Genomic DNA, 21798 nt, shown 5'->3' on the forward strand with positions numbered 1-21798 from the left:
GGCTTGCTCGCGAATAAGGTTTAACATTCAACAATAATGTTGACTGATACACCGTTTTCGCGAGCAAGCCCGCTCCCACATTTGATTTGTGTCGCAAGCAAATATTGCTTACTGCTCCAGCTTCCGCGGCGTTTCCTGCCCCATGCAACGCACGGCTTTTTTCTTGCTGTCGACCAGCACACCGGTCAGGCCTTTTTGTTCCATGTCGAACAGCACCAGCACGCCATCGATGCACTGTGCCACCTGGGCCGCCGGTTCCAGGGAGACCTTGTAGTCTTCGCCCGGAATGGTCTTGAGCATGGTGAACTCGTTGAGCAGCAACGCATCCTCAGGCTTGGCGAAGTGCAGGTAGCCGTACCACCACAGGGCACCGACCGTGCCGAGGATGCTGCAGATACCGGTGATGATCAGCGGGATGGCGTTACGTTCTTCACTCATTGCGGACTCTCTGGTGGTTCATCTTCAGAATTCGGGGGTGCCGGGTAATTGGGGATTTCACCCAGGCGGCGCAGGCCGTTGAAATGCTGCGGGTCATCGAGATAGCGCAGCATGACTTTACGCCAGACCGGATTGGCGAACGTCTGCACGTGACCGCCACGGGTCAGCTGCAGCACTCGCGGCGGCGGCGCAGCTTGATACAGTCGGATGCCGTTGGAAAGAGGCACGATCGGATCGTCGATGCTGTGGTAGAGCAGTTTCGGCACATCCTTGAGTTGCGCCATGGAGTTGATCGCGCTGTCGCCGTCCGGCACCAGCCATGACAACGGCACCTGAAACGGCCAGGTCAACCATGAGTTGCTCAGGGCAAACCGGCCCACGCTGCGGTAACTGGCGGGTGCGCCATCGAGGACGATGGCCTTGAGTTGCTTCTGGCGTTGCGGGTGCCGGACCAGGTAATGCACGGCCATCGAGCCACCGAGACTCTGGCCGAGCAGGATCAGCGGCTTGCCTTGAACCTCGGGTGCCTTGTCCAGCCAGGCGAACGCTGCATCGATGTCCTGATAGATTGCCGGCAGGCTCGGCTTGCCTTCGGACAAGCCATAACCGCGATAGTCCACGAGCAACACCTGGTAACCATTTTTCGGCAACCAAAAGCTCCCGCCGAGGTGCATGGGCAGGTTTCCGCCGTTGCCGTGCAGGTGCAGCACCGTGCCCTTGACCTCGACCCCTTGCTTCACCGGCAGCCACCACGCATTCAGCTTGAGGCCATCGGCGGTGTTCAAGGTGACGGTGCGGTATTCGAGCCCGGCCTTTTCCGGGGTGAACAACTGCCCGGGCTCGGGGTAGAACAACAGTGAGCTACAGCCATTCAATGCCAGGAGAAGGCAGACGATGCCGAGGATTCTCATCCGTTGAAACCTCGCTTTGACGATTGAAATACATGCCCCTGTGGGAGCGGGCTTGCTCGCGAAAGCGGTTTGACATTCAACATTTCAGTTGGCTGAAACACTGCCTTCGCGAGCAAGCCCGCTCCCACATTTGGATCTCACCTGCCTTAAAGGATATTGGAGTAATCCGCCTCGATGCGGTCCAGGCTCAGGTGGTTGAGGAAGTTGGAGAAACACATCCACGCCGACAACGCGTTCATGTCACGGAACTGTTCCGGCAAATACTTCGGTGGTACCACCAGGCCTTCATCCACCAACTGGCGCAAGGTGCGCATGTCTTCCAGGGTGGTCTTGCCGCAGAACAGCAGCGGTATCTGCTCCAGCTTGCCTTTACGCACCGCCAGTTGAATGTAGTTGTAAATCATGATGAAGCCCTTGAGGTAGGACAAGTCTTTGGTAAATGGCAGACCTGTCGGCACCGAGCCGCGGAACACGCGGCTGGCGTTGCTGTAGCTCTCGGGCATCTCGAAGCCTTGTTCGCGGAAGAACTCGAACACCTGCAGGAAATCCGCGCCCTCCTCCACCATGTGAATGGCCCGCGTGCGGTTGGTCAGCTTGCGCAGGCGGCTCGGGTAGGAAGCAAAGGTGATGATTTCCATCAGGATCGCCAGGCCTTCCTGGGTCACCGTCGACGAGGGTGGCCCCTTGGACAGAAAGGTGCAGATCGGCTGATTCAGACCATTGAGCGTCGTGCCTACATGCACCAGCCCTTCGTGGACTTCCAGGGCCCGCACGTCACGCTCGTTGAACATCGCGTCGGTGCGGATCTTGATGTAGTCGGCACCGGCCGCCGCATCGGCGACAATCCCGTCGGACTCGAACACCCGAATGGTTTCCTCGGCTTCGCCAAACACCTTGTTCAAGCGATGCTGCAACATGTCGACCGCATCCTTGGCAGTCAGCGTTTTCGGTTCATCTTTCAGATCGCCACGGCCGTCGATGTTGTTCAGGTATTCAGACAGCATCATGCCGAGGTCCGACAGGGTCGGGTCGCCAGCATGGAATGCGTCGGACGCGGCGCCGTACAGCTCCTGGGAAATCAGGCCGAAATCCTCGGTGCCACGTGCTTCGAGCATGCGCACCACCATGCGGTATTCCTTGCACATGCGTCGCATGATCTGCCCGACCGGGTTGAACTGGCCAAGCTGGCGGGTGATGTCGCGCTCGATGTTCTGGAACTCCAGCTTCACTTTGCTGGAATCGAACGCCAATGGCCGGTTGAGGTAGTAGTCGCGGTCCACTGCCGGCATTTCCTTGCCCTTGGCCTTGAGGAAACCCTTGCGAATGTTGTCGTCCCATTTGACCGCATCGAGAACACGGATCGGTGTCTGCGCCAGCACGATGCGATCGGACAAAATGCGTATCGACTGTTGGTAATCGTCCACCCGAAACTCCTGTAGAAACCTGTTGTTGCCGGTTATTTGGCTTTGGCCTGACGCTGGTAGCGCACCGCTTCGACGAACACATCGGAATTGGCCGGGTCGTCGAGGTAGGCGGCGACTTGATCCATGTTGCTGTCGACCAATACGCCATCGCCGTCGCTGGTCTGGAAGCTCTCACCGCTCAGGGCTTTTTGCTGCATGGCCTGGTTGATCTGGTCGAGGTCGAGGTTGTAGACCACCAGCTCATGCTTGTCGGTCAGCTCAAAACCGCCAATGGTGAAATGCCCGCCGAACTGTGCCGGTACCTTCGCCGACAGATACCAGCGGTTGCCATGGCGCGACACCGTGAAGGAATAAGCCTCCCGCTCCCCGGGCCTGGCCCGGTAATAGCTGACGGCCTGATAGCGGTTGTCGCCGACGCGGGTCAGTTCGAGGTTGAGCGGCTCGCCCCAGCCATTGGTGCTGGTCCATTTGCCGAGCAATCCCTTGGGCGCGGGTTCGCTTGTGGGCAGCGGCTCCTTGAAGGTTACCAGACAGCCACTGAGCAGCAGGAACGACAAGGCGATCACAACGACACGCCAGGCTTTCATTCAACACTCCCTTGATCACACGGCTTCACCCTGTGGGAGCGGGCTTGCTCGCGAAGGCGGTTCAATATTCAGCATTTAAGTCGACTGATACACCGCTTTCGCGAGCAAGCCCGCTCCCACAGGGGAAAGCACCAGCCGGGACTACTCCGACGCCAGCACCAGGTGCATGTAGCGCGTCAGGATGCCGAGCATTTCCTCCTCGGCGGCAGGCTCGCCTGCATTGAGCAGCCCCTGATACTCCATCCGGCCGATAATCGCCGTCAACACCTTGGCATCCTGATGCGGTTCGCGCGAGCCCAGCACCTGGAAAAGCTGGCAGGAGCCCTGCAACAGGATTTGCTGATGCGAGCGCACCAGTTCGGCCAGGCGCGGGTTCAGCAACGCTTCCTGGCGGAACGCCTGCTCGGCCATCAAATGTTCACGGCGATTGACCAGTTGCCGGTGAACGTAATCGGTCATCAGCCGTGCAATGTCGTCCGCCAGTTTCGAGCGCGCCTGCGGGCTGCCATCGCCACTGGCGATCATGTCGCGCAACAGCCCCTCGTTGTTCACCCACAGCTTGCCCATGTACGCCGCACTGCGCTCCACGTATTGGGCGAAGGTATCGGTGAGCAAGTCATCGATATCCTTGAAATAGTAGGTGGTCGCGGACAACGGCACTTGCGCCTCGGCGGCCACCGCACGGTGCCGGACGGCACGCACGCCATCGCGCACGACAATGCGCATCGCGGCGTCGAGAATGTCCTGTCGCCGCTGTTCACTGCCCTGTCGGCTGGCCTTGCGACCCTGGTACTGAACGCTTTCAGCGACCGCAGTGGCGATACCCGCTGCACCTTCTTGAGCCATTGCACGAATCACGACAGGTATTTCCTCTCAGATGAAAGTAACAAGTTGATACGTTTGTACCAGACAGGCAATAAAAAACCGCCTGAAAAGGCGGTTTTTTAATTGAAACACTTACGCTTGCGGCCGCATGTGCGGGAACAGGATCACGTCGCGGATCGACGGGGAGTTGGTCAGCAGCATCACCAGGCGGTCGATACCGATGCCTTCACCCGCCGTTGGCGGCATGCCGTACTCCAGCGCACGAACGAAGTCGGCGTCGTAGTGCATGGCTTCGTCATCGCCGGCGTCCTTGTCGGCCACCTGGGCCATGAAGCGCTCGGCCTGGTCTTCCGCGTCGTTCAACTCGGAATAGGCGTTGGCGATTTCACGACCGCCGATGAACAGCTCGAAACGGTCGGTGACGTTCGGGTTCTCGTCGTTACGACGGGCCAGCGGCGACACTTCGAACGGGTACTGGGTAATGAAGTGCGGCTGTTCCAGCTTGTGCTCGACCAGCTCTTCGAAAATCATCACCTGCAGCTTGCCCAGGCCTTCGAAGCCCAGCACCTTGGCGCCGGCCTTCTTCGCGATAGCCCGCGCCTTGTCGATGTCGTTCAGGTCGTCAGCGGTCAGCTCGGGGTTGTACTTGAGGATCGAGTCGAACACCGACAGACGCACGAACGGCTCACCGAAGTGGAACACCTTGTCGCCATACGGCACGTCGGTGCTGCCCAGAACCAGCTGAGCCAGTTCGCGGAACAGTTCTTCGGTCAGGTCCATGTTGTCTTCGTAGTCGGCGTAAGCCTGGTAGAACTCCAACATGGTGAATTCAGGGTTGTGACGAGTCGATACACCTTCGTTACGGAAGTTGCGGTTGATCTCGAACACTTTCTCAAACCCGCCGACAACAAGGCGCTTGAGGTACAGCTCCGGCGCAATGCGCAAGAACATGCCCATGTCCAGCGCATTGTGGTGGGTTTCAAACGGCTTGGCTGCCGCGCCGCCAGGAATGGTCTGCAGCATCGGCGTTTCCACTTCCAGGAAGTCACGCTTCATCAGGAAGCTGCGGATGTGGGCGATGACTTGCGAACGCACGCGGAAAGTCTGGCGCACGTCTTCGTTGACGATCAGGTCAACGTAGCGCTGACGATAGCGCTGTTCGGTGTCGGTCAGGCCGTGGTGCTTGTCCGGCAGCGGGCGCAGGGATTTGGTCAGCAGGCGCACGCTGGTCATTTCAACGTACAGGTCGCCTTTGCCGGAACGGGCCAGGGTGCCCTCGGCGGCGATGATGTCGCCCATGTCCCAGGTTTTCACCGCGGCCAGGGTTTCTTCGGACAGGGTCTTGCGGTTGACGTAGACCTGGATTCGCCCGGTCATGTCCTGGATCACCATGAACGAGCCACGGTTGAGCATGATACGACCGGCAACCTTGACCGGGATCGCAGCCTCTGCCAGCTCTTCCTTGGTCTTGTCCGCGTACTGTTTCTGCAGTTGCTCGCAGTAGTTTTCGCGGCGGAAGTCGTTCGGGAAGGCATTGCCCTTGGCGCGCTCGGCAGCAAGCTTTTCCTTGCGCAGGGCGATCAGGGAGTTTTCTTCCTGTTGCAGGGCTTGCGGATCGAGTTCTAGGTCGCTCATGTCTTTAGATATTCCATCTGGTTCGTTGTCCCCGGCCTGCGGCCGGGGATCGCCAGCAAGCTGGCTCCTACAAGGGATCGGGGGGTGTCAGCCGATCCCGTATTGCATTGCTTACAGCCCGGACTTCAGGCTCGCTTCCAGGTATTCGTCGATATCACCGTCGAGTACCTTGTCGCAGTCACTGCGCTCGATGTTAGTGCGCAGATCCTTGATGCGCGAGGCATCGAGTACATAAGAACGGATCTGATGACCCCAGCCGATATCGGACTTGGTGTCTTCCAGCGCCTGGGACGCCGCGTTGCGCTTCTGCATTTCCTGCTCGTACAACTTGGCCCGCAGCATTTTCATGGCGGTGTCCTTGTTGGCGTGCTGGGAACGTTCGTTCTGGCAGCTGACCACGGTGTTGGTCGGTACGTGGGTGATACGTACGGCCGAGTCGGTGGTGTTTACGTGCTGACCACCGGCACCGGAGGAGCGATAGGTGTCGATCCGCAAGTCTGCCGGGTTGATTTCGATTTCCACCTTGTCATCGATCTCTGGCGAGACGAACACCGCGGAGAACGAGGTGTGGCGACGGTTGCCGGAGTCGAACGGGCTCTTGCGCACCAGACGGTGTACGCCGATCTCGGTCCGCAACCAGCCAAACGCGTATTCGCCCTTGATGTGCACGGTCGCGCCCTTGATCCCGGCGACTTCACCGGCGGACAGTTCCATGATGGTCGCGTCGAAACCGCGTTTGTCGGCCCAGCGCAGGTACATGCGCAGCAGGATGTTGGCCCAGTCCTGGGCTTCGGTGCCGCCGGAACCGGCCTGGATGTCCAGATAGGCGTTGTTCGGGTCCATTTCGTGGCTGAACATGCGGCGGAATTCCAGCTTGGCCAGACTTTCCTCGAGACGGGCCAGCTCGGCGACGACATCGCCCACTGCGCCTTCGTCGTTTTCTTCGACGGCCATGTCCAGCAGGTCGCGGCAATCGGCCAGACCGGTGTTCAGCTCGTCCAGGGTATCGACGATCTGTGCCAGCGCAGAGCGCTCGCGGCCCAACTCCTGGGCATATTCAGGTTTGTTCCAGACGCTCGGATCTTCAAGCTCGCGATTGACTTCGGTCAGACGCTCGTGCTTTTGATCGTAGTCAAAGATACCCCCGAATAGTTTCGGAGCGCTCGGACAGGTCCTTGATGGTGTTCAGGATCGGGTTGATTTCCATGACGGGCAGCACTCGTAGGCGAACTTTTGAAAGCCGACGAGTATAACGGCAAACGGCCGCCAACGGCAGTCCGCCTGGCCGAAAAGCCAAGCCCTTGTAGGAGCGAGCTCGCTCGCGAAAAACGCTCAGGCACCGCGTTTATTCAGATAGCCATCGTCATCGTTAACGACCATCGCGAGCGAGCTCGCTCCTACAAAGGAAGGTTGTTCAGCCGATACCTACCTGGTTGCGCCCATTGTTCTTCGCCAGATACAGCCCCTTGTCCGCCGCCAGGATCAGGTCACGGCAATTGCTGCCGGTTTTCGGGGTGATGGTCGCCAGACCGATGCTGATGGTCAGGCTCGACCCTTCGCTCGGAGAGCTGTGGGGGATCTTCAAGGCCTCCACGGTCATGCGTAGTTTTTCCGCCACCAGGCGCGCACCGCCCTGGGAGGTATTGGGCAGCACCAGGGCGAATTCTTCACCACCATAGCGGGCCGGCAGGTCGGACGGCCGGGCACTGGCGTCGCGGATCGCCGTGGCGACCTTGCGCAAGGCCTCGTCGCCTTCCAGGTGGCCGAAAGTGTCGTTGTAGGTCTTGAAGTAATCCACATCGATCATCAGCAACGACAACTGGCTCTGCTCACGCAGCGAACGGCGCCATTCCAGCTCCATGTATTCATCGAAGTGCCGACGGTTCGACAACCCGGTCAGGCCATCGGAGTTCATCAGGCGTTGCAGCACCAGGTTGGTGTCGAGCAACTGCTGCTGACTGACCCGCAACGCCCGGTACGCCGCGTCCCGCTGCAGCAAGGTCATGTAGGACCGCGAGTGATAGCGGATGCGCGCGACCAGTTCGATGGTATCCGGTAGCTTGACCAGATAATCATTGGCCCCGGCCGCGAAAGCCGCGCTCTTGATCAGCGGGTCTTCCTTGGTCGACAGGACGATGATCGGAATGTCCTTGGTCGCCGGGTGATTGCGGTATTCGCGCACCAGGCTCAGACCGTCAAGGCCGGGCATGACCAGATCCTGCAGGATCACTGTCGGTTTGATGCGGACTGCATGGGCGATGGCCTGGTGTGGATCGGCGCAAAAGTGGAAGTCGATGTTTTCCTCGTTCGACAACCCGCGCCGTACTGCCTCGCCGATCATCGCCTGATCGTCCACCAACAACACCATGGCAGCATTTTCGTCAGTCTTGAAGTCGTCGAGCTGTAATTCATTCATGTGCGTTCACCTGAGAACTGCCTGTGCCAGGATTGCTGCTAATGATAGTCATTTTGGAAAGATCTCCAGCAATCGTGGCGCTATCTTTTCCAGCGGGCGAATCTCTACGGCAGCATCGATAGCCGCGGCCGCCTTAGGCATGCCGTATACCGCGCTGCTGCTTTGGTCTTGTGCGATGGTCAGGTAGCCCTGTTGGCGCATGAGTTTAAGCCCCTGGGCGCCATCACGCCCCATACCGGTGAGCAAAACCCCCACGGCGTCACCGTTCCAGTGACTGGCCACGCTCTCGAAGAACACATCGATGGAGGGCCGGTAGATTTCGTTGACCGGCTCGGCGGTGTAGGCCAGCGTGCCGTTTTTCAGCAAGCGAATATGGTGATTGGTGCCGGCCAGCAATACCGTGCCGCTTTGCGGCGGCTCGCCTTCCTCGGCCAGGCGCACGTCGAGGCCGCTGGCGCTGCCGAGCCACTCGGCCATACCAGCGGCAAACACCTGGTCAACGTGTTGCACCAGCACGATGGCCGCAGAGAAATCACGCGGCAGTCCCTTGAGCAAGACTTCCAGCGCTGCCGGTCCGCCCGCGGAGGAGCCGATGGCAATCAGGCGCTTGCGCGAGGCCGAACCGCGTGGCGGGCCAGGCATTGATCGCGGCTGATTACTTTTGTCACCGATCAGCCAGCCGATGTTCGCGATCTTGCGCAGCAACGGTTCTGCCGCCTCCCGGGCATTGCCGGCACCGAGGGCCGGGGTGTCGACCACATCCAGCGCGCCGTGGCCCATGGCTTCAAACACCCGGTGCACGTTCTGTTGCCGATCCACAGTGACAATGACGATGGCGCAGGGCGTTTCGGCCATGATCCGCCGGGTGGCTTCCACCCCGTCCATCACCGGCATGATCAGGTCCATGAGGATCAGGTCCGGCGTCTGTTCGGCACACTTTTGCACCGCCTCCTTGCCATTGCCCGCGACCCAGACCACTTCGTGCGCCGGCTCGAATGCCAGGGCGCGGCGCAGGGCCTCCACCGCCATGGCCATGTCGTTGACGATTGCGATCCTCATGCACGCGCTCCTCCGATGAGCTCGACCACTGCATCGAGCAAGGCGTCGTCATGAAAACTGGCCTTGGCTAGATAATAGTCGGCCCCGGCATCCAGTCCACGGCGCCGGTCCTCTTCACGATCCTTGTAGGACACCACCATCACCGGCAGCGACTGCAGGCGATTGTCCCGACGCAGCAGCGTGACCAGTTCGATGCCGTCCATGCGCGGCATGTCTATGTCGGTGATCAGCAGATCGAAATCCTCCGAACGCAACGCGTTCCAGCCATCCATGCCGTCCACCGCAACCGCCACGTCGTATCCGCGATTGAGCAACAGCTTGCGCTGCAACTCTCGCACGGTCAGGGAATCATCCACCACCAGAATTCGTTTGCGGGCCGCCTCGACCACCTGATTGCCGTGACGGGCAATGCGCTCCAGACGCCCGGTATTGAGCAGTTTTTCCACCGAACGCAACATGTCTTCGACATCGACGATCAGCACCACCGAACCGTCGTCGAGCAAGGCCCCGGCGGAAATGTCCTGCACCTTGCCCAGACGCTCGTCCAGCGGTAGCACCACCAACGTCCGCTCACCGATAAACCGTTCCACCGCCACGCCGTAGATCGCATCGCGCTCGCGAATCACCACGACTTTCAGGGTTTGCCCGCTGTTCTGGCTGGCCGGGCGTTGCAGCAATTGGCTGGCCGCCACCAGGCCGACATGCCGGCCTTCGTGCCAGAAGTGTTGACGACCTTCGACCTGCACGATATCCGCCGGCTCCAGATCGCACATGCGCTCGATGTGCGCCAGCGGGAAGGCATAGGCTTCGTCGCCGACTTCCACGACCAGGCTGCGCACCACCGACAGGGTCAGTGGCACTTCAAGGTGGAAACGACTGCCCTCGCCCGCCTTTTGCTCCAGCACCACCGCGCCGCGCAACTGCCGCACCATATGCTGCACCGCATCCAGGCCGACGCCGCGACCGGACACCTCGGTGACCGTGTCGCGCAGACTGAAACCGGGCAGGAACAGGAACGTCAGCAACTCCTCTTCGCTCAACTGCGCGGCGGTTTGCGCGGGCGATAAATTTCGCTCAACGATGCTGCGACGAACCTTCTCCAGGTCCACGCCGTTGCCGTCATCGCTCAATTCCAGCACCAGCAGACCGGCCTGATGCGAAGCTCGCAGGCGAATCAGACCTTCAGCCGGCTTACCTGCCAGCAGGCGTTGCTCCGGGGTTTCGATGCCATGGTCTACCGCATTGCGCAACAGGTGAGTCAGTGGCGCTTCAAGCTTTTCCAGTACGTCGCGATCAACCTGAGTCTTCTCGCCTTCAATCACCAACTGCACCTGTTTGCCCAGGTCGCGCCCCAGATCGCGGACCATCCGCACCTGTCCGGTCAGCACGTCGGCAAACGGCCGCATGCGACAGGCCAGCGCCGTGTCGTACAACACCTGCGCCCGCTGGCTGGCATGCCAGGCGAACTCATCGAGTTCGGCGTTCTTTTCCATGAGCAACTGCTGGGATTGCGCGAGCAAACGACGCGCGTCCTCAAGGGTTTCCTGCACTTCCAGGCTCAAGGCGTGATCCTTGAGGTGAACATTGAGACTCTCCAACGCTCGCAGGCTGTTGCTCTGCATGCGCTTGAGTCGCTGCATGGTCGCCAGGTGCGGTTTGAGCCGCTGGGTTTCCACCAGGGATTTGCTCGACAGATCGAGCAGGCTGTTCAGGCGCTCGGCGGTGACACGCAACACTCGCTCGCCATTTTCGGTGGTGCGTGCGCTGCGCGAGGCTGGTGGCGGTTCGGCGGCAGGCGCCACCGGCTCAACCTCGGGCACAGATACTTCGAGCTGAAGTTCGGACATCACCGGCGCAGCAGGCGCACCCGGCGCACCCGCAGAGTTCGGCAACAGCGTCATCAACGCCACATAGGCCTCGATGTCCGCAACCTCCGGGTTGCTGCCCGGCGTGGCGATGCGCATCAGCAAATCGGTGCCATGCAGCAACGCATCGATGTGCTCGGGGCGCAGCGACAGGCGCCCTTCCTGGGCACTGACCAGGCAATCTTCCATCACGTGGGCAACGCTGACCCCGGCATCGACGCCGACGATCCGCGCCGCGCCCTTGAGCGAGTGCGCGGCACGCATGCACGACTCAAGCTGATCGGCCTGGGTCGGGTCACGCTCAAGCGCCAGCAGGCCGGCACTCAAGACCTGGGTCTGGGCTTCGGCCTCCAGGCTGAACAGCTCCAGCAAAGAGGTGTCGCGCATTTGCTCGGGGGTCATGTGAGGCTCCGGGTCACGGCGGACAGCAGCTGTTCTTCATCCAGCCAGCGCAGGCTGCGACCTTTGAATGGCAGCACGCCACGGGTGTATTTGGCGCTGGCCTGAGCACCCGAGCGCGATGCGGTATCGAGGATGCGCTCGTCGATGGCGTGAATCCCGTCGACTTCGTCTACCGGCACCACCACCGGCCCACCATGGGCCGCGATGATCAGCATGCGCGGCATGACCCGCGTACCGGGTGCCACGTTGCTGGTGCCGTCGAGGCCAAGCAGCTCCACCAGTGACAGACAGGCGACCAGCGCGCCGCGCACATTCGCCACGCCGAGCAAGGCGCGGGAACGCTGGTGCGGCAAGGAGTGAATCGCTTGCAGCGGCGCCACCTCGACCAGACTACGCGTAGCCAGGCCCAGCCACTCTTCCCCCAGACGGAACATCAACAGCGAACGGGTTTTTACCTCGTTCTCGACCGCGACGGACACTGGCCCGCGATCTTCCTGCTGCAATGCATAGCGATCGAGCAAGCGTGTGGCGGCCGCCGAATACACCGCACAATTGCGGCAATGAACATGTTCGGCCAGCAACGGGCAGGACTTGTCGCCGTGGATACCGATACGGTTCCAGCAGTCGTCGATGGCCTGGGCATCCCGGGTGACGCTAAAGGTGTCGGAGGCGATCATCGTTTACGCTCACTGTCGGCGGCGCGCGCGCTGCGCACGGCTCGCGCCTGCAATCGTCTGGCCCCCGCCGCGTCGCCCTGGGCCTGCAGCAACGCGGCCAGGTGCATCAACGCGTCGGGATATTGCGGTTCGAGGTACAACGCCTTGCGATAAAAGCCCTGGGCTTCCAGGACGTTCCCGGCGACATCGCTGAGCAGCCCCAGCCAATAGAACACCTGGGCTACCGGTTCATGACTGCGCAAATAGCTTTCACACGCAGCCCTCGCCTCGGCGCTTTTGCCTTCGTTGGCCAGCGCGGCGATGTTCGCCAGCAGCACGGCCGTATCGGTACCAGACGCTTTCGGCGCAGCAGCCAGCGGCACGACACTGGCGAATGGACGACTGCGCACTGGCGCAGGCGGTGGAGTACGCAGCGGTTGCGGCACGGGCAATGGTGCCGGAACGTATGCCGGAAAGGGTTCAGGGTCCGAAGTCCCCTGTCGACTGAACGCAAAGGACTGCGCGATACCGATCGAGCGCATCCCCAGACGCCCCAGCAGACCGCCCTCGGCCGGGCCGATAAACAGCACGCCGTCAACGTGGGTCAGGCTCTTGAGCACTTCGAAGACTTGCTTCTGGGTCGCCTGGTCGAAATAGATCAGCAGGTTGCGACAAAACACGAAGTCGAATGGCGGCTCACCGGCCAGCAACGCCGGATCCAGCAGATTGCCGACCTGCAAGCGCACCTGCTCCTGCACACGCGGGTTCAGACGATAGCCATCGCCCTCGGCCATGAAGTGGCGGTCACGAAACGCAATGTCGTCACCGCGAAAGGAATTCTTGCCGTACAAGGCTCGTCTGGCTTTTTCCACCGACAACGGGCTGACGTCCATGCCGTCGACCTTGAACTGGTGTGGCTGGAGCCCGGCATCGAGCAACGCCATGGCGATCGAGTACGGTTCTTCGCCTGTGGAGCACGGCAAACTGAGAATCCGCAGTGCGCGCAGGTTGTTGATCTCGACCAGGCGCTTGCTCGCCAGTTTCGCCAACGTGGCGAATGATTCCGGATACCGGAAGAACCAGGTTTCCGGAACGATCACCGCTTCGATCAATGCCTGCTGCTCGTCCCGCGAGCCCTGCAAGGTTCGCCAATACTCATCGGCCGAGGGTGCTTGCGAAGCGATGCTGCGCTGGCGCACCGCTCGCTCGATGATCGCCGGCCCCACCGAGGTCACGTCGAGCCCGATACGTTCCTTGAGGAAGTCGAAAAAACGCTGATCGCTGTTCATGGCCGTTCCTCCAGCAGCGCCGGATCCATTGGCGGCGAGGGAAACAACAATGCGCGCACTTGATCCTCCAGCAGATCGCTGACCCGTACCCATTGCAGCAAGCCCTGCTCGTCCTTGCGGACCGGCCCGAGGTAAGGCGTCTGGCGATTGTCCAGGCCGTAGGGCTGAAAATCCGCCGGATCGCAGCGCAAGGTGTCGGTCGCCTGCTCCAGAATCAGCCCGAGCAGCTGTGTCTCGCAGGTTTCATCCGGGCGATAGTTGACCAGCACCAATCGAGTGCTGGTACGGGCCTGTGCAGGCGTACCAAACGCCAGTGCGCTCAAGTCGATCACCGGCACCACGGCACCCCGATAGGCGAACACCCCGGCGACCCAGGCGGGGGCATGGGGAATGGGCTTCAATGGCAGGCGCGGCAGCACCTCGGCCACTTCGATAGCCTTCAAGGCATAGCGTTCGCTGCCGATGCGAAACACCAGAAACAATGCATGCGGCGCCTGCTTCACGACAGAGCGTTTGGCCGTGATTTCGCTCATCAGACTTTGAATCGCGAAACGCCGCTGCGCAGCCCTACGGCGACCTGGCTCAGCTCATCGATGGCGAAACTGGCCTGGCGCAGAGACTCGACCGTCTGGCTGCTGGCATCGCCCAACTGCACCAGTGCATGGTTGATCTGCTCGGCACCGGTAGCCTGGGCCTGCATGCCTTCGTTGACCATCAGCACCCGCGGCGCCAACGCCTGAACCTGATGGATGATCTGCGACAACTGCTCGCCGACCTGCTGTACCTCGGACATCCCGCGACGCACCTCTTCGGAGAACTTGTCCATGCCCATGACCCCGGCCGATACCGCCGACTGGATCTCGCGCACCATTTGCTCGATGTCGTAGGTGGCCACCGCCGTCTGGTCCGCCAGGCGCCGCACTTCGGTGGCGACCACGGCAAAACCGCGTCCGTATTCCCCGGCCTTCTCGGCCTCGATGGCAGCGTTGAGCGACAACAGGTTGGTCTGGTCAGCGACCTTGACGATGGTCACGACCACCTGATTGATGTTGCCGGCCTTCTCGTTGAGGATCGCCAGCTTGGCGTTGACCAGATCGGCCGCGCCCATCACCGAGTGCATGGTTTCCTCCATGCGCGCCAGGCCCTGTTGCCCGGAGCCGGCGGCCACGGAAGCCTGATCGGCGGCGGTGGAGACCTCGGTCATGGTGCGTACCAGGTCCCGGGAAGTGGCGGCGATCTCACGGGAGGTCGCGCCGATTTCCGTGGTGGTGGCGGCGGTTTCCGTGGCGGTGGCCTGTTGCTGCTTGGATGTCGCGGCGATCTCGGTCACCGACGTGGTCACCTGCACCGACGAGCGCTGGGCCTGAGACACCAGAGAAGTGAGCTCGGTCATCATGTCGTTGAAACCGGTCTCCACCGCGCCGAATTCGTCCTTGCGCTCCAGGTTCAGGCGGCTGCTGAGGTCACCGGTGCGCATGATCTCGAGGATTTTCACGATGCGGTTCATCGGCGCCATGATGGCGCGCATCAACAACAGGCCGCAGAGGGCGGCGGCCAGTACCGCAATCGCCAGGGAAATGCCCATGATGACTTTGGCGGTGAGCACCGCATCATCAATGGCCGCGATTTCTGTGTCCGCCACAGTCTTGTTATGACGCAGGATGTCATTGACCTTCATTCGACCCGCTGTCCAGGTCGGGGTCAGTTCACCTTTGAACATGTTAACGGCCTCGGCGTTCTGGTTGCGTTTATACAACTCGATCACCTCGGCCAGAATCCGGTGGTAGTCCTCATGAAGTTTTTCGAAGGCTGCGTAATCGACCCTGTCTTCTTCGTCGGTAATCGTTGTACGGTAGAGGTCCATCTGCTCTTTCAACCGCTCAGCGAAGCCCTTGAAGTTCGCGGCATCCTCGGCAGAGAAGCCCTGCCCTTCCTCCAGGCCGAGCATGGCCTGAATGCGTACATAACTGTCGGACCACGCGCCACGAATCATCGAACTGTAATACAACCCTGGCAGAGCGTCCTCACGCACGCTGGCCTCGCTGTTTTCGATCTTCAACAGTCGGGAATACGAGACGACCACCATCAGCAACATGATGGTGATAATGACCGCAAAACTCGCCAAAATGCGTTGGCGCAACGTCCAGTTCTTCACAGTCAATCCTCGGGTCCGATTCGAAATGCGGGGAGTATAGCCGAGGGCGGTGTTTCAGTTATAAGACGGATGCGTACCACTTCTCATCCCATTGAAAAGTCTGGTCTGCGTCGTACGCAATTCTTGAGTCCGGCGAAGAACCCTGTAGGAGCCGGCTTGCCAGCGAAAGCGTAGTGTCAGACAGCCATTCACTGACTGAATGACCACCATCGCGGGCAAGCCCGCTCCTACAGGTTTACAGGGAAGCCTGGCGAACCTGCTTCTCAAGCTCGACCTTCAACCCCGGTTCCAGATTGAGCTGCCGCGCCAGCTCGTCGAGGTAGGCCTTCTCCATGAAGTTTTCCTCGTCCACCATCATCACACTGGCGATGTACATCTCGGCGGCGATTTCCGGGGAGCGGGCGGCGCGGGCGACATCGCTCGGGTCCAGCGGCTTGTTGAGCTCGGCGTGCAGCCAGTGTTGCAGTTCCTGATCGCTGTCGAGCCGGGTGAATTCACCTTCTATCAAGGCACGCTCGCGCTCATCGACATGCCCATCAGCCTTGGCCGCCGCCACCAACGCCTTGAGAATCGCCTGACTGTGCAACTCGACTTGCGCGGCGGGTACCCGGTCCAGGGTTTGCGGCTCCGCACCGGCTGCACCGCCCTGCTGCGACTGCCAGTTGCCGTAGGCTTTATAGGCCAGCACGCCCAATGCGGCGAGACCGCCGTAGACCGCGACCTTGCCCCCGACCTTACGGGCCTTTTTACTGCCCAGCAGCAAGCCCATGGCGCCTGCCGCCAATGCCCCGCCGCTCGCGCCGGAGAGCAGACTGCCAAGGGCGCCTGTGCCAGCGTTCGCGCCCTTTTGCTGCGAGCCACCGGCCTTGTTCTGCAACAGGTCCTGGCCGGACTTGAGTAGTTGATCGAGCAATCCACGGGTGTTCATTCACCGCCTCCACAAGACGTTTAACCTGAAACCAAGGCCACCAGCCTAGATGGAAAGCCCCCGATGGCTGCTCGCAAGAGTGCTTCGAGATGTTGCTCAAGACTTTCTGCTTGCCGCTTGACGCTTGCCTCCCATAAAGCGGCCTTTCAAAAAAAACGATATACACTCTCGCAAATCGATAAAAACAGCCCACCGGGTGCTTTCCCATGATGACCTTGCGCCAGATCCGTCATTTCATTGCCGTGGCCGAGACCGGCTCGATCTCGGCCGCCGCGCAAACCGCGTTCATTTCCCAGTCGACCCTGACCCTGGCCATCCAGCAACTGGAAGAAGAAATCGGCGTCAGCCTGTTCAGCCGCCACGCCAAGGGCATGACCCTGACCCACCAAGGGCATCAATTCCTGCGTCAGGCGCACTTGATCCTGGCCACCGTGGACAACGCCAAACGCAGCCTGCAACAAAGTACCGACCAGGTCGCCGGGCAGTTGATCGTCGGCGTGACCAGCCTGGTGGCCGGTTATTACCTGGCGGATTTGCTCACGCGCTTCCAGCGCGCCTACCCCAACGTGGAAATCCGCGTGATGGAAGATGAGCGCCCGTACATCGAGCATTTGCTGGTCAGCGGCGAGATCGATGTCGGCGTGCTGATCCTCTCGAACCTCGAAGACCGCCACGCCCTGCAGACTGAAGTGCTGACCCATTCGCCGCACCGGCTCTGGCTGCCGGCCCAACACCCGTTGCTGGAACACGACAGCATCAACCTCGCCGACGTCGCCCGCGAGCCATTGATTCAACTGAACGTCGATGAAATGGACCGCAACGCCCAGCGCATGTGGTCCGCCGCTTCGCTGCAACCGCGCATCACCCTGCGCACGGCCTCGACCGAGGCAGTGCGAAGCCTGGTGGCCGCCGGATTGGGGGTGTCGATCCAGCCCGACATGACTTATCGCCCATGGTCACTGGAGGGCGACATCATCGAAGCCCGGCCGATTGCCGACCTGAGCCAGACCCTCGATGTCGGCCTGGCGTGGCGTCGCGGCACGGCGCGGCCGGCGCTGGTGGACCCGTTCCTCACGGTCGCCCGCGAACAACCCCACGGCGGGCGCAAGCCATCTATTTAATCGAACGCCACGTTCAGTATTTAGTATTTGTTGTCCTCGGGGCCGCGCACTAGTCTTGTTACATCTAATAAAGACAGCCGGCCCCCGGTCACAGGGAGCGCTGCCATGTCTACACAACAAGCCACACAAGCAAAGAGAACCCGAAAAATGGCTGGTGCGCAGACCCCGTTGTTCACCGCATTGTTGATCGATGGTGAATTAGTCGCCGGTCAAGGCTGCGTCGAGCCGATTCTCAACCCGGCCACCGGGGAAGTCCTGACCCGGATCGCCGAAGCCAGCACCGAGCAGGTCGAAGCCGCGATCCTCGCAGCCAATCGTGCCTTTGCCAGCTGGTCACGCACCACACCGCAGCAGCGTTCGAACCTGTTGCTGGACATCGCCAACACCATCGAAAAAAACGCCGACCTGCTGGCCCGCCTCGAATCCATGAACTGCGGCAAGCCGTTGCACCTGGCCCGTCAGGATGACCTGAATGCCACGATCGACGTGTTCCGCTTCTTCGCCGGTGCCGTGCGCTGCCAGACCGGCCAGCTCAGCGGCGAATACCTGCCGGGCTACACCAGCATGGTGCGCCGCGATCCTATCGGGGTGGTGGCGTCGATTGCGCCGTGGAACTACCCGATCATGATGGCCGCGTGGAAAATCGCCCCGGCCCTCGCCGCCGGCAACACGCTGGTGTTCAAGCCGTCGGAACACACCCCGCTGTCGATTCTGGCCCTGGCGCCGGCGCTGGCCGAGATCCTGCCACGGGGTGTGATCAACATCATTTGCGGTGGTGGTGAAGGCGTCGGCAGCCATTTGGTCAGCCATCCGAAGGTCCGCATGGTGTCGCTGACCGGCGATATCGTCACCGGGCAAAAAATCCTCCAGGCCGCCTCGAAAACGCTCAAACGTACCCACCTCGAACTCGGCGGCAAGGCCCCGGTGATCGTGTGCAACGATGCCGACATTCAGGCTGTGGTCGAGGGCGTGCGCACTTACGGCTATTACAACGCCGGCCAGGACTGCACCGCCGCTTGCCGCATCTACGCCCAGGCCGGGATTCACGACCGTTTGGTGGCCGAACTCGGCGCGGCCGTCGGCAGCCTGCGCTTCGCCGGTAAACGCGACGCCGACAACGAAATCGGCCCGCTGATCAGCACCCGCCAGCGTGACCGCGTGGCCAGTTTTGTCGAGCGCGCCCTCGGCCAGCCGCACATCGAACGGGTCACCGGTGCAGCCGTGCATTCCGGCGCCGGGTTCTATTACCAGCCGACCCTGCTGGCCGGTTGCAAGCAAAGTGACGAGATCGTCCAGCGCGAAGTGTTCGGTCCGGTGGTCACCGTGACCCGTTTCGATGAACTGGAACAAGCGGTGGACTGGGCCAACGATTCGGAATACGGCCTGGCCTCGTCGGTCTGGACCCAGAACCTCGACAAGGCCATGCAGGTCGCGGCGCGCCTGCAGTACGGCTGCACCTGGATCAACAGCCATTTCATGCTGGTCAGCGAAATGCCCCATGGTGGCCTGAAGCGTTCGGGCTACGGCAAGGACCTGTCCAGTGATTCGCTTCAGGACTACAGCGTGGTGCGGCACATCATGGCCCGCCACGGCGAGCATCTCTGACTAAGCTAATAACAAGGCACCAAGACCTGCATCACCACGTTCAAGACACTGCCCCGACCATAATTAAAGAAGAGGGAATTCCCATGTTCGTGCACAAGACCGCACTGCTCAGTGCAATCACCACCGCGCTGCTGGCCAGCGCCAGCGTCCAGGCCGCCGAGCCGCTCAAAGCTGTCGGGGCGGGCGAAGGCCAACTGGATATTGTGGCCTGGCCTGGTTATATCGAACGTGGCGAGAGCGACAAGGCCTACGACTGGGTGACCGGTTTCGAGAAGGAAACCGGCTGCAAGGTCAACGTCAAGACCGCGGCCACTTCCGATGAAATGGTCAGCCTGATGGCCAAGGGTGGTTACGATCTGGTGACGGCATCGGGCGACGCCTCCCTGCGCCTGATCGTCGGCAAGCGTGTGCAGCCGATCAACACCGCGTTGATCCCGAACTGGAAAAACCTCGATCCACGCCTCAAGGACGGACCGTGGTACGTGGTCAACAAGCAGACCTACGGCACCCCATATCAGTGGGGCCCGAACGTGTTGATGTACAACACCAATGTATTCAAGACCGCGCCCACCACCTGGGGCGTGCTGTTCAATGCGGAAAACCTGCCGGACGGCAAGCCGAACAAGGGTCGCGTGCAGGCCTATGACGGCCCGATCTACATCGCCGACGCGGCGCTGTACCTGAAGTCCGCCAAGCCGGAACTGGGCATCAAGAACCCCTACGAACTGACCGAAGCCCAGTACAAGGCCGTGCTCGATCTGCTGCGCGCCCAGCAGCCGTTGATTCACCGCTACTGGCACGACACCACGGTACAGATGAGCGACTTCAAGAACGAAGGCGTGGTCGCCTCAGGCGCGTGGCCGTATCAGGTCAACGGCCTGATGAACGAGAAACAGCCAATCGCTTCGACCATCCCGAAAGAAGGCGCCACCGGGTGGGCCGACACCACCATGATGCACGCCGAGGCCAAGCACCCGAACTGCGCCTACAAGTGGATGGACTGGTCGCTGCAACCGAAAGTCCAGGGTGATGTTGCGGCGTGGTTCGGCTCGTTGCCGGCAGTCCCGGCAGCATGCACCGGTAGCGAATTGCTCGGCGCCGAGGGCTGCAAGACCAACGGTTTCGACAATTTCGACAAGATCGCCTTCTGGAAAACCCCGCAGGCCGAAGGCGGCAAGTTCGTGCCGTACAGCCGCTGGACCCAGGACTACATCGCGATCATGGGCGGCAGATAGTTTGTGAACTGACACCGTCCCTGTGGGAGCGGGCTTGCTCGCGAAGAGGCCATCAGATCCAGCATTGATGTTGCCTGACACACCGCATTCGCGAGCAAGCCCGCTCCCACAGGGGCTCTCCACAGCCAGCACAGCGTATTCGATTCAGATTTTTCAGAAGTCCAGGCAGGGCCGCTGCGACGGCCTTCGCCTTTTTGGAGCACCGCGCCATGACACTTGCAGTCCAGTTCACCAACGTTTCCCGTCAGTTCGGCGAAGTGAAAGCCGTCGACCGGGTTTCCATCGACATCCAGGACGGCGAGTTCTTCTCCATGCTGGGGCCTTCCGGTTCGGGCAAAACCACCTGCTTGCGCCTGATCGCCGGTTTTGAACAACCGAGCGCAGGTTCCATCCGTATTCATGGCGCCGAAGCCGCCGGGCTGCCGCCCTACCAGCGTGACGTGAACACCGTGTTCCAGGATTACGCGCTGTTCCCGCACATGAACGTTCGCGACAACGTCGCCTATGGACTGAAAGTCAAAGGCGTCGGCAAAGTCGAACGCCAGAAGCGCGCCGAAGAAGCCCTCGACATGGTCGCCCTCGGCGGCTACGGCGACCGCAAGCCGGTGCAACTGTCCGGCGGCCAGCGCCAGCGTGTGGCCCTGGCCCGCGCCCTGGTGAACCGCCCACGGGTACTGCTGCTCGACGAACCCCTCGGTGCACTCGACCTGAAGTTGCGCGAGCAAATGCAGGGCGAACTGAAAAAGCTGCAACGCCAGCTCGGCATCACCTTCATCTTCGTAACCCACGACCAGACCGAAGCGCTGTCGATGTCCGACCGCGTGGCAGTGTTCAACAAGGGACGCATCGAACAGGTCGATAGCCCGCGCAACCTGTACATGAAACCGGCCACCACCTTCGTGGCGGAATTCGTCGGCACCTCCAACGTGATTCGTGGCGACCTGGCCAGGCAGTTGAGCGGCAACCCGCAGCCGTTCTCGATTCGTCCGGAACACGTGCGATTCGCCGACGGCCCGCTGGCCAACCACGAGATTGAAGTCAGCGGTTTGCTACATGACATCCAGTACCAAGGCAGTGCAACTCGCTATGAGCTGAAACTGGAAAACGGCCAGACCCTGAACATCAGCAAGGCCAACAACCAATGGCTGGACACCAGTACACAGCACCAGACCGGGCAACGCATCAGCGCACGCTGGGCGCGCGAGGCAATGATTCCATTGCACGATACCGTTGCAGGCGGGGTGTGA

The 21798-nt window shown here is 61.1% G+C and carries 19 protein-coding genes; 4 read left to right on the forward strand and 15 right to left on the reverse strand.

Annotated features, from left to right (window positions below; translation table 11 throughout):
* Positions 1-108: 108 nt before the first annotated feature.
* From ACCD00_RS15185 to ACCD00_RS15255, 15 genes are all read right to left on the reverse strand, one after another.
* Positions 109-438: a hypothetical protein gene (locus ACCD00_RS15185; RefSeq protein WP_413425703.1), complete on the reverse strand. Its 330-nt coding sequence runs from the start codon at positions 436-438 to the stop codon at positions 109-111.
* Positions 435-1349 (reverse strand): alpha/beta hydrolase, encoded by a 915-nt coding sequence (locus ACCD00_RS15190; RefSeq protein WP_413425705.1) that lies wholly within the window; start codon positions 1347-1349, stop codon positions 435-437. The genes ACCD00_RS15185 and ACCD00_RS15190 overlap by 4 nt, the downstream gene beginning before the upstream one ends.
* A 146-nt stretch (positions 1350-1495) precedes the next feature.
* Positions 1496-2773, reverse strand: coding sequence for a flavohemoglobin expression-modulating QEGLA motif protein (locus tag ACCD00_RS15195; protein WP_008019601.1), 1278 nt, complete (start codon positions 2771-2773; stop codon positions 1496-1498).
* 32 nt (positions 2774-2805) lie between these two features.
* Complete coding sequence (locus ACCD00_RS15200) at positions 2806-3360, reverse strand: hypothetical protein (RefSeq protein ID WP_413425708.1); 555 nt, start codon at positions 3358-3360, stop codon at positions 2806-2808.
* A gap of 141 nt (positions 3361-3501) precedes the next feature.
* On the reverse strand, positions 3502-4206 hold the full coding sequence (locus ACCD00_RS15205) for a TetR/AcrR family transcriptional regulator (RefSeq protein WP_413425779.1): 705 nt from the start codon (positions 4204-4206) through the stop codon (positions 3502-3504).
* Between the two features lie 111 nt (positions 4207-4317).
* The gene (lysS, locus tag ACCD00_RS15210) at positions 4318-5820 is read right to left on the reverse strand and encodes a lysine--tRNA ligase (protein WP_008019605.1); all 1503 of its coding nucleotides are present in this window, start codon (positions 5818-5820) and stop codon (positions 4318-4320) included.
* Positions 5821-5931: 111 nt separating this feature from the next.
* A protein-coding gene (gene prfB / locus ACCD00_RS15215; protein WP_143512432.1) for a peptide chain release factor 2 occupies positions 5932-7027 on the reverse strand; the annotation gives its coding sequence in 2 pieces (ribosomal slippage) (positions 5932-6954 and positions 6956-7027; 1095 coding nt in all).
* A 207-nt stretch (positions 7028-7234) separates the two neighbouring features.
* Positions 7235-8236: a diguanylate cyclase domain-containing protein gene (locus ACCD00_RS15220; RefSeq protein WP_413425710.1), complete on the reverse strand. Its 1002-nt coding sequence runs from the start codon at positions 8234-8236 to the stop codon at positions 7235-7237.
* 48 nt (positions 8237-8284) lie between these two features.
* Positions 8285-9295: a chemotaxis response regulator protein-glutamate methylesterase gene (locus tag ACCD00_RS15225; protein ID WP_413425712.1), complete on the reverse strand. Its 1011-nt coding sequence runs from the start codon at positions 9293-9295 to the stop codon at positions 8285-8287.
* Complete coding sequence (locus ACCD00_RS15230) at positions 9292-11562, reverse strand: hybrid sensor histidine kinase/response regulator (protein WP_413425714.1); 2271 nt, start codon at positions 11560-11562, stop codon at positions 9292-9294. Before ACCD00_RS15230 ends, ACCD00_RS15225 begins: the two co-directional genes overlap by 4 nt.
* On the reverse strand, positions 11559-12239 hold the full coding sequence (locus ACCD00_RS15235) for a chemotaxis protein CheW (protein WP_413425716.1): 681 nt from the start codon (positions 12237-12239) through the stop codon (positions 11559-11561). The genes ACCD00_RS15230 and ACCD00_RS15235 overlap by 4 nt, the downstream gene beginning before the upstream one ends.
* The gene (locus tag ACCD00_RS15240; protein ID WP_413425718.1) at positions 12236-13507 is read right to left on the reverse strand and encodes a CheR family methyltransferase; all 1272 of its coding nucleotides are present in this window, start codon (positions 13505-13507) and stop codon (positions 12236-12238) included. Before ACCD00_RS15240 ends, ACCD00_RS15235 begins: the two co-directional genes overlap by 4 nt.
* Positions 13504-14040, reverse strand: a complete 537-nt coding sequence (locus ACCD00_RS15245; protein ID WP_413425720.1) for a chemotaxis protein CheW — start codon at positions 14038-14040, stop codon at positions 13504-13506. The genes ACCD00_RS15240 and ACCD00_RS15245 overlap by 4 nt, the downstream gene beginning before the upstream one ends.
* Positions 14040-15662, reverse strand: coding sequence for a methyl-accepting chemotaxis protein (locus ACCD00_RS15250; protein WP_413425722.1), 1623 nt, complete (start codon positions 15660-15662; stop codon positions 14040-14042). Before ACCD00_RS15250 ends, ACCD00_RS15245 begins: the two co-directional genes overlap by 1 nt.
* Positions 15663-15897: 235 nt before the next feature.
* A complete protein-coding gene (locus tag ACCD00_RS15255) occupies positions 15898-16590 on the reverse strand; it encodes a tellurite resistance TerB family protein (protein WP_413425724.1) in 693 nt (230 codons plus the stop codon).
* Positions 16591-16796: 206 nt separating this feature from the next.
* On the opposite strand from ACCD00_RS15255, the gene ACCD00_RS15260 reads away from it, so the two are divergent.
* From ACCD00_RS15260 to ACCD00_RS15275, 4 genes are all read left to right on the forward strand, one after another.
* Positions 16797-17711 (forward strand): LysR family transcriptional regulator, encoded by a 915-nt coding sequence (locus tag ACCD00_RS15260; RefSeq protein ID WP_007975056.1) that lies wholly within the window; start codon positions 16797-16799, stop codon positions 17709-17711.
* Positions 17712-17858: 147 nt separating this feature from the next.
* Positions 17859-19316 carry a gamma-aminobutyraldehyde dehydrogenase gene (locus tag ACCD00_RS15265; protein ID WP_413425726.1) on the forward strand — a complete coding sequence of 486 codons (1458 nt, stop codon included), beginning with the start codon at positions 17859-17861 and terminating at the stop codon, positions 19314-19316.
* Between the two features lie 83 nt (positions 19317-19399).
* Positions 19400-20551 carry a putative ABC transporter substrate-binding protein YdcS gene (ydcS, locus tag ACCD00_RS15270; protein ID WP_085715741.1) on the forward strand — a complete coding sequence of 384 codons (1152 nt, stop codon included), beginning with the start codon at positions 19400-19402 and terminating at the stop codon, positions 20549-20551.
* A 209-nt stretch (positions 20552-20760) separates the two neighbouring features.
* Positions 20761-21798, forward strand: a complete 1038-nt coding sequence (locus tag ACCD00_RS15275; RefSeq protein ID WP_413425728.1) for an ABC transporter ATP-binding protein — start codon at positions 20761-20763, stop codon at positions 21796-21798.

Origin of the sequence: Pseudomonas sp. Pseusp3 (assembly GCF_047304225.1) — a bacterium.
In the GTDB taxonomy this organism is placed as follows: domain Bacteria; phylum Pseudomonadota; class Gammaproteobacteria; order Pseudomonadales; family Pseudomonadaceae; genus Aquipseudomonas; species Aquipseudomonas fluorescens_CD.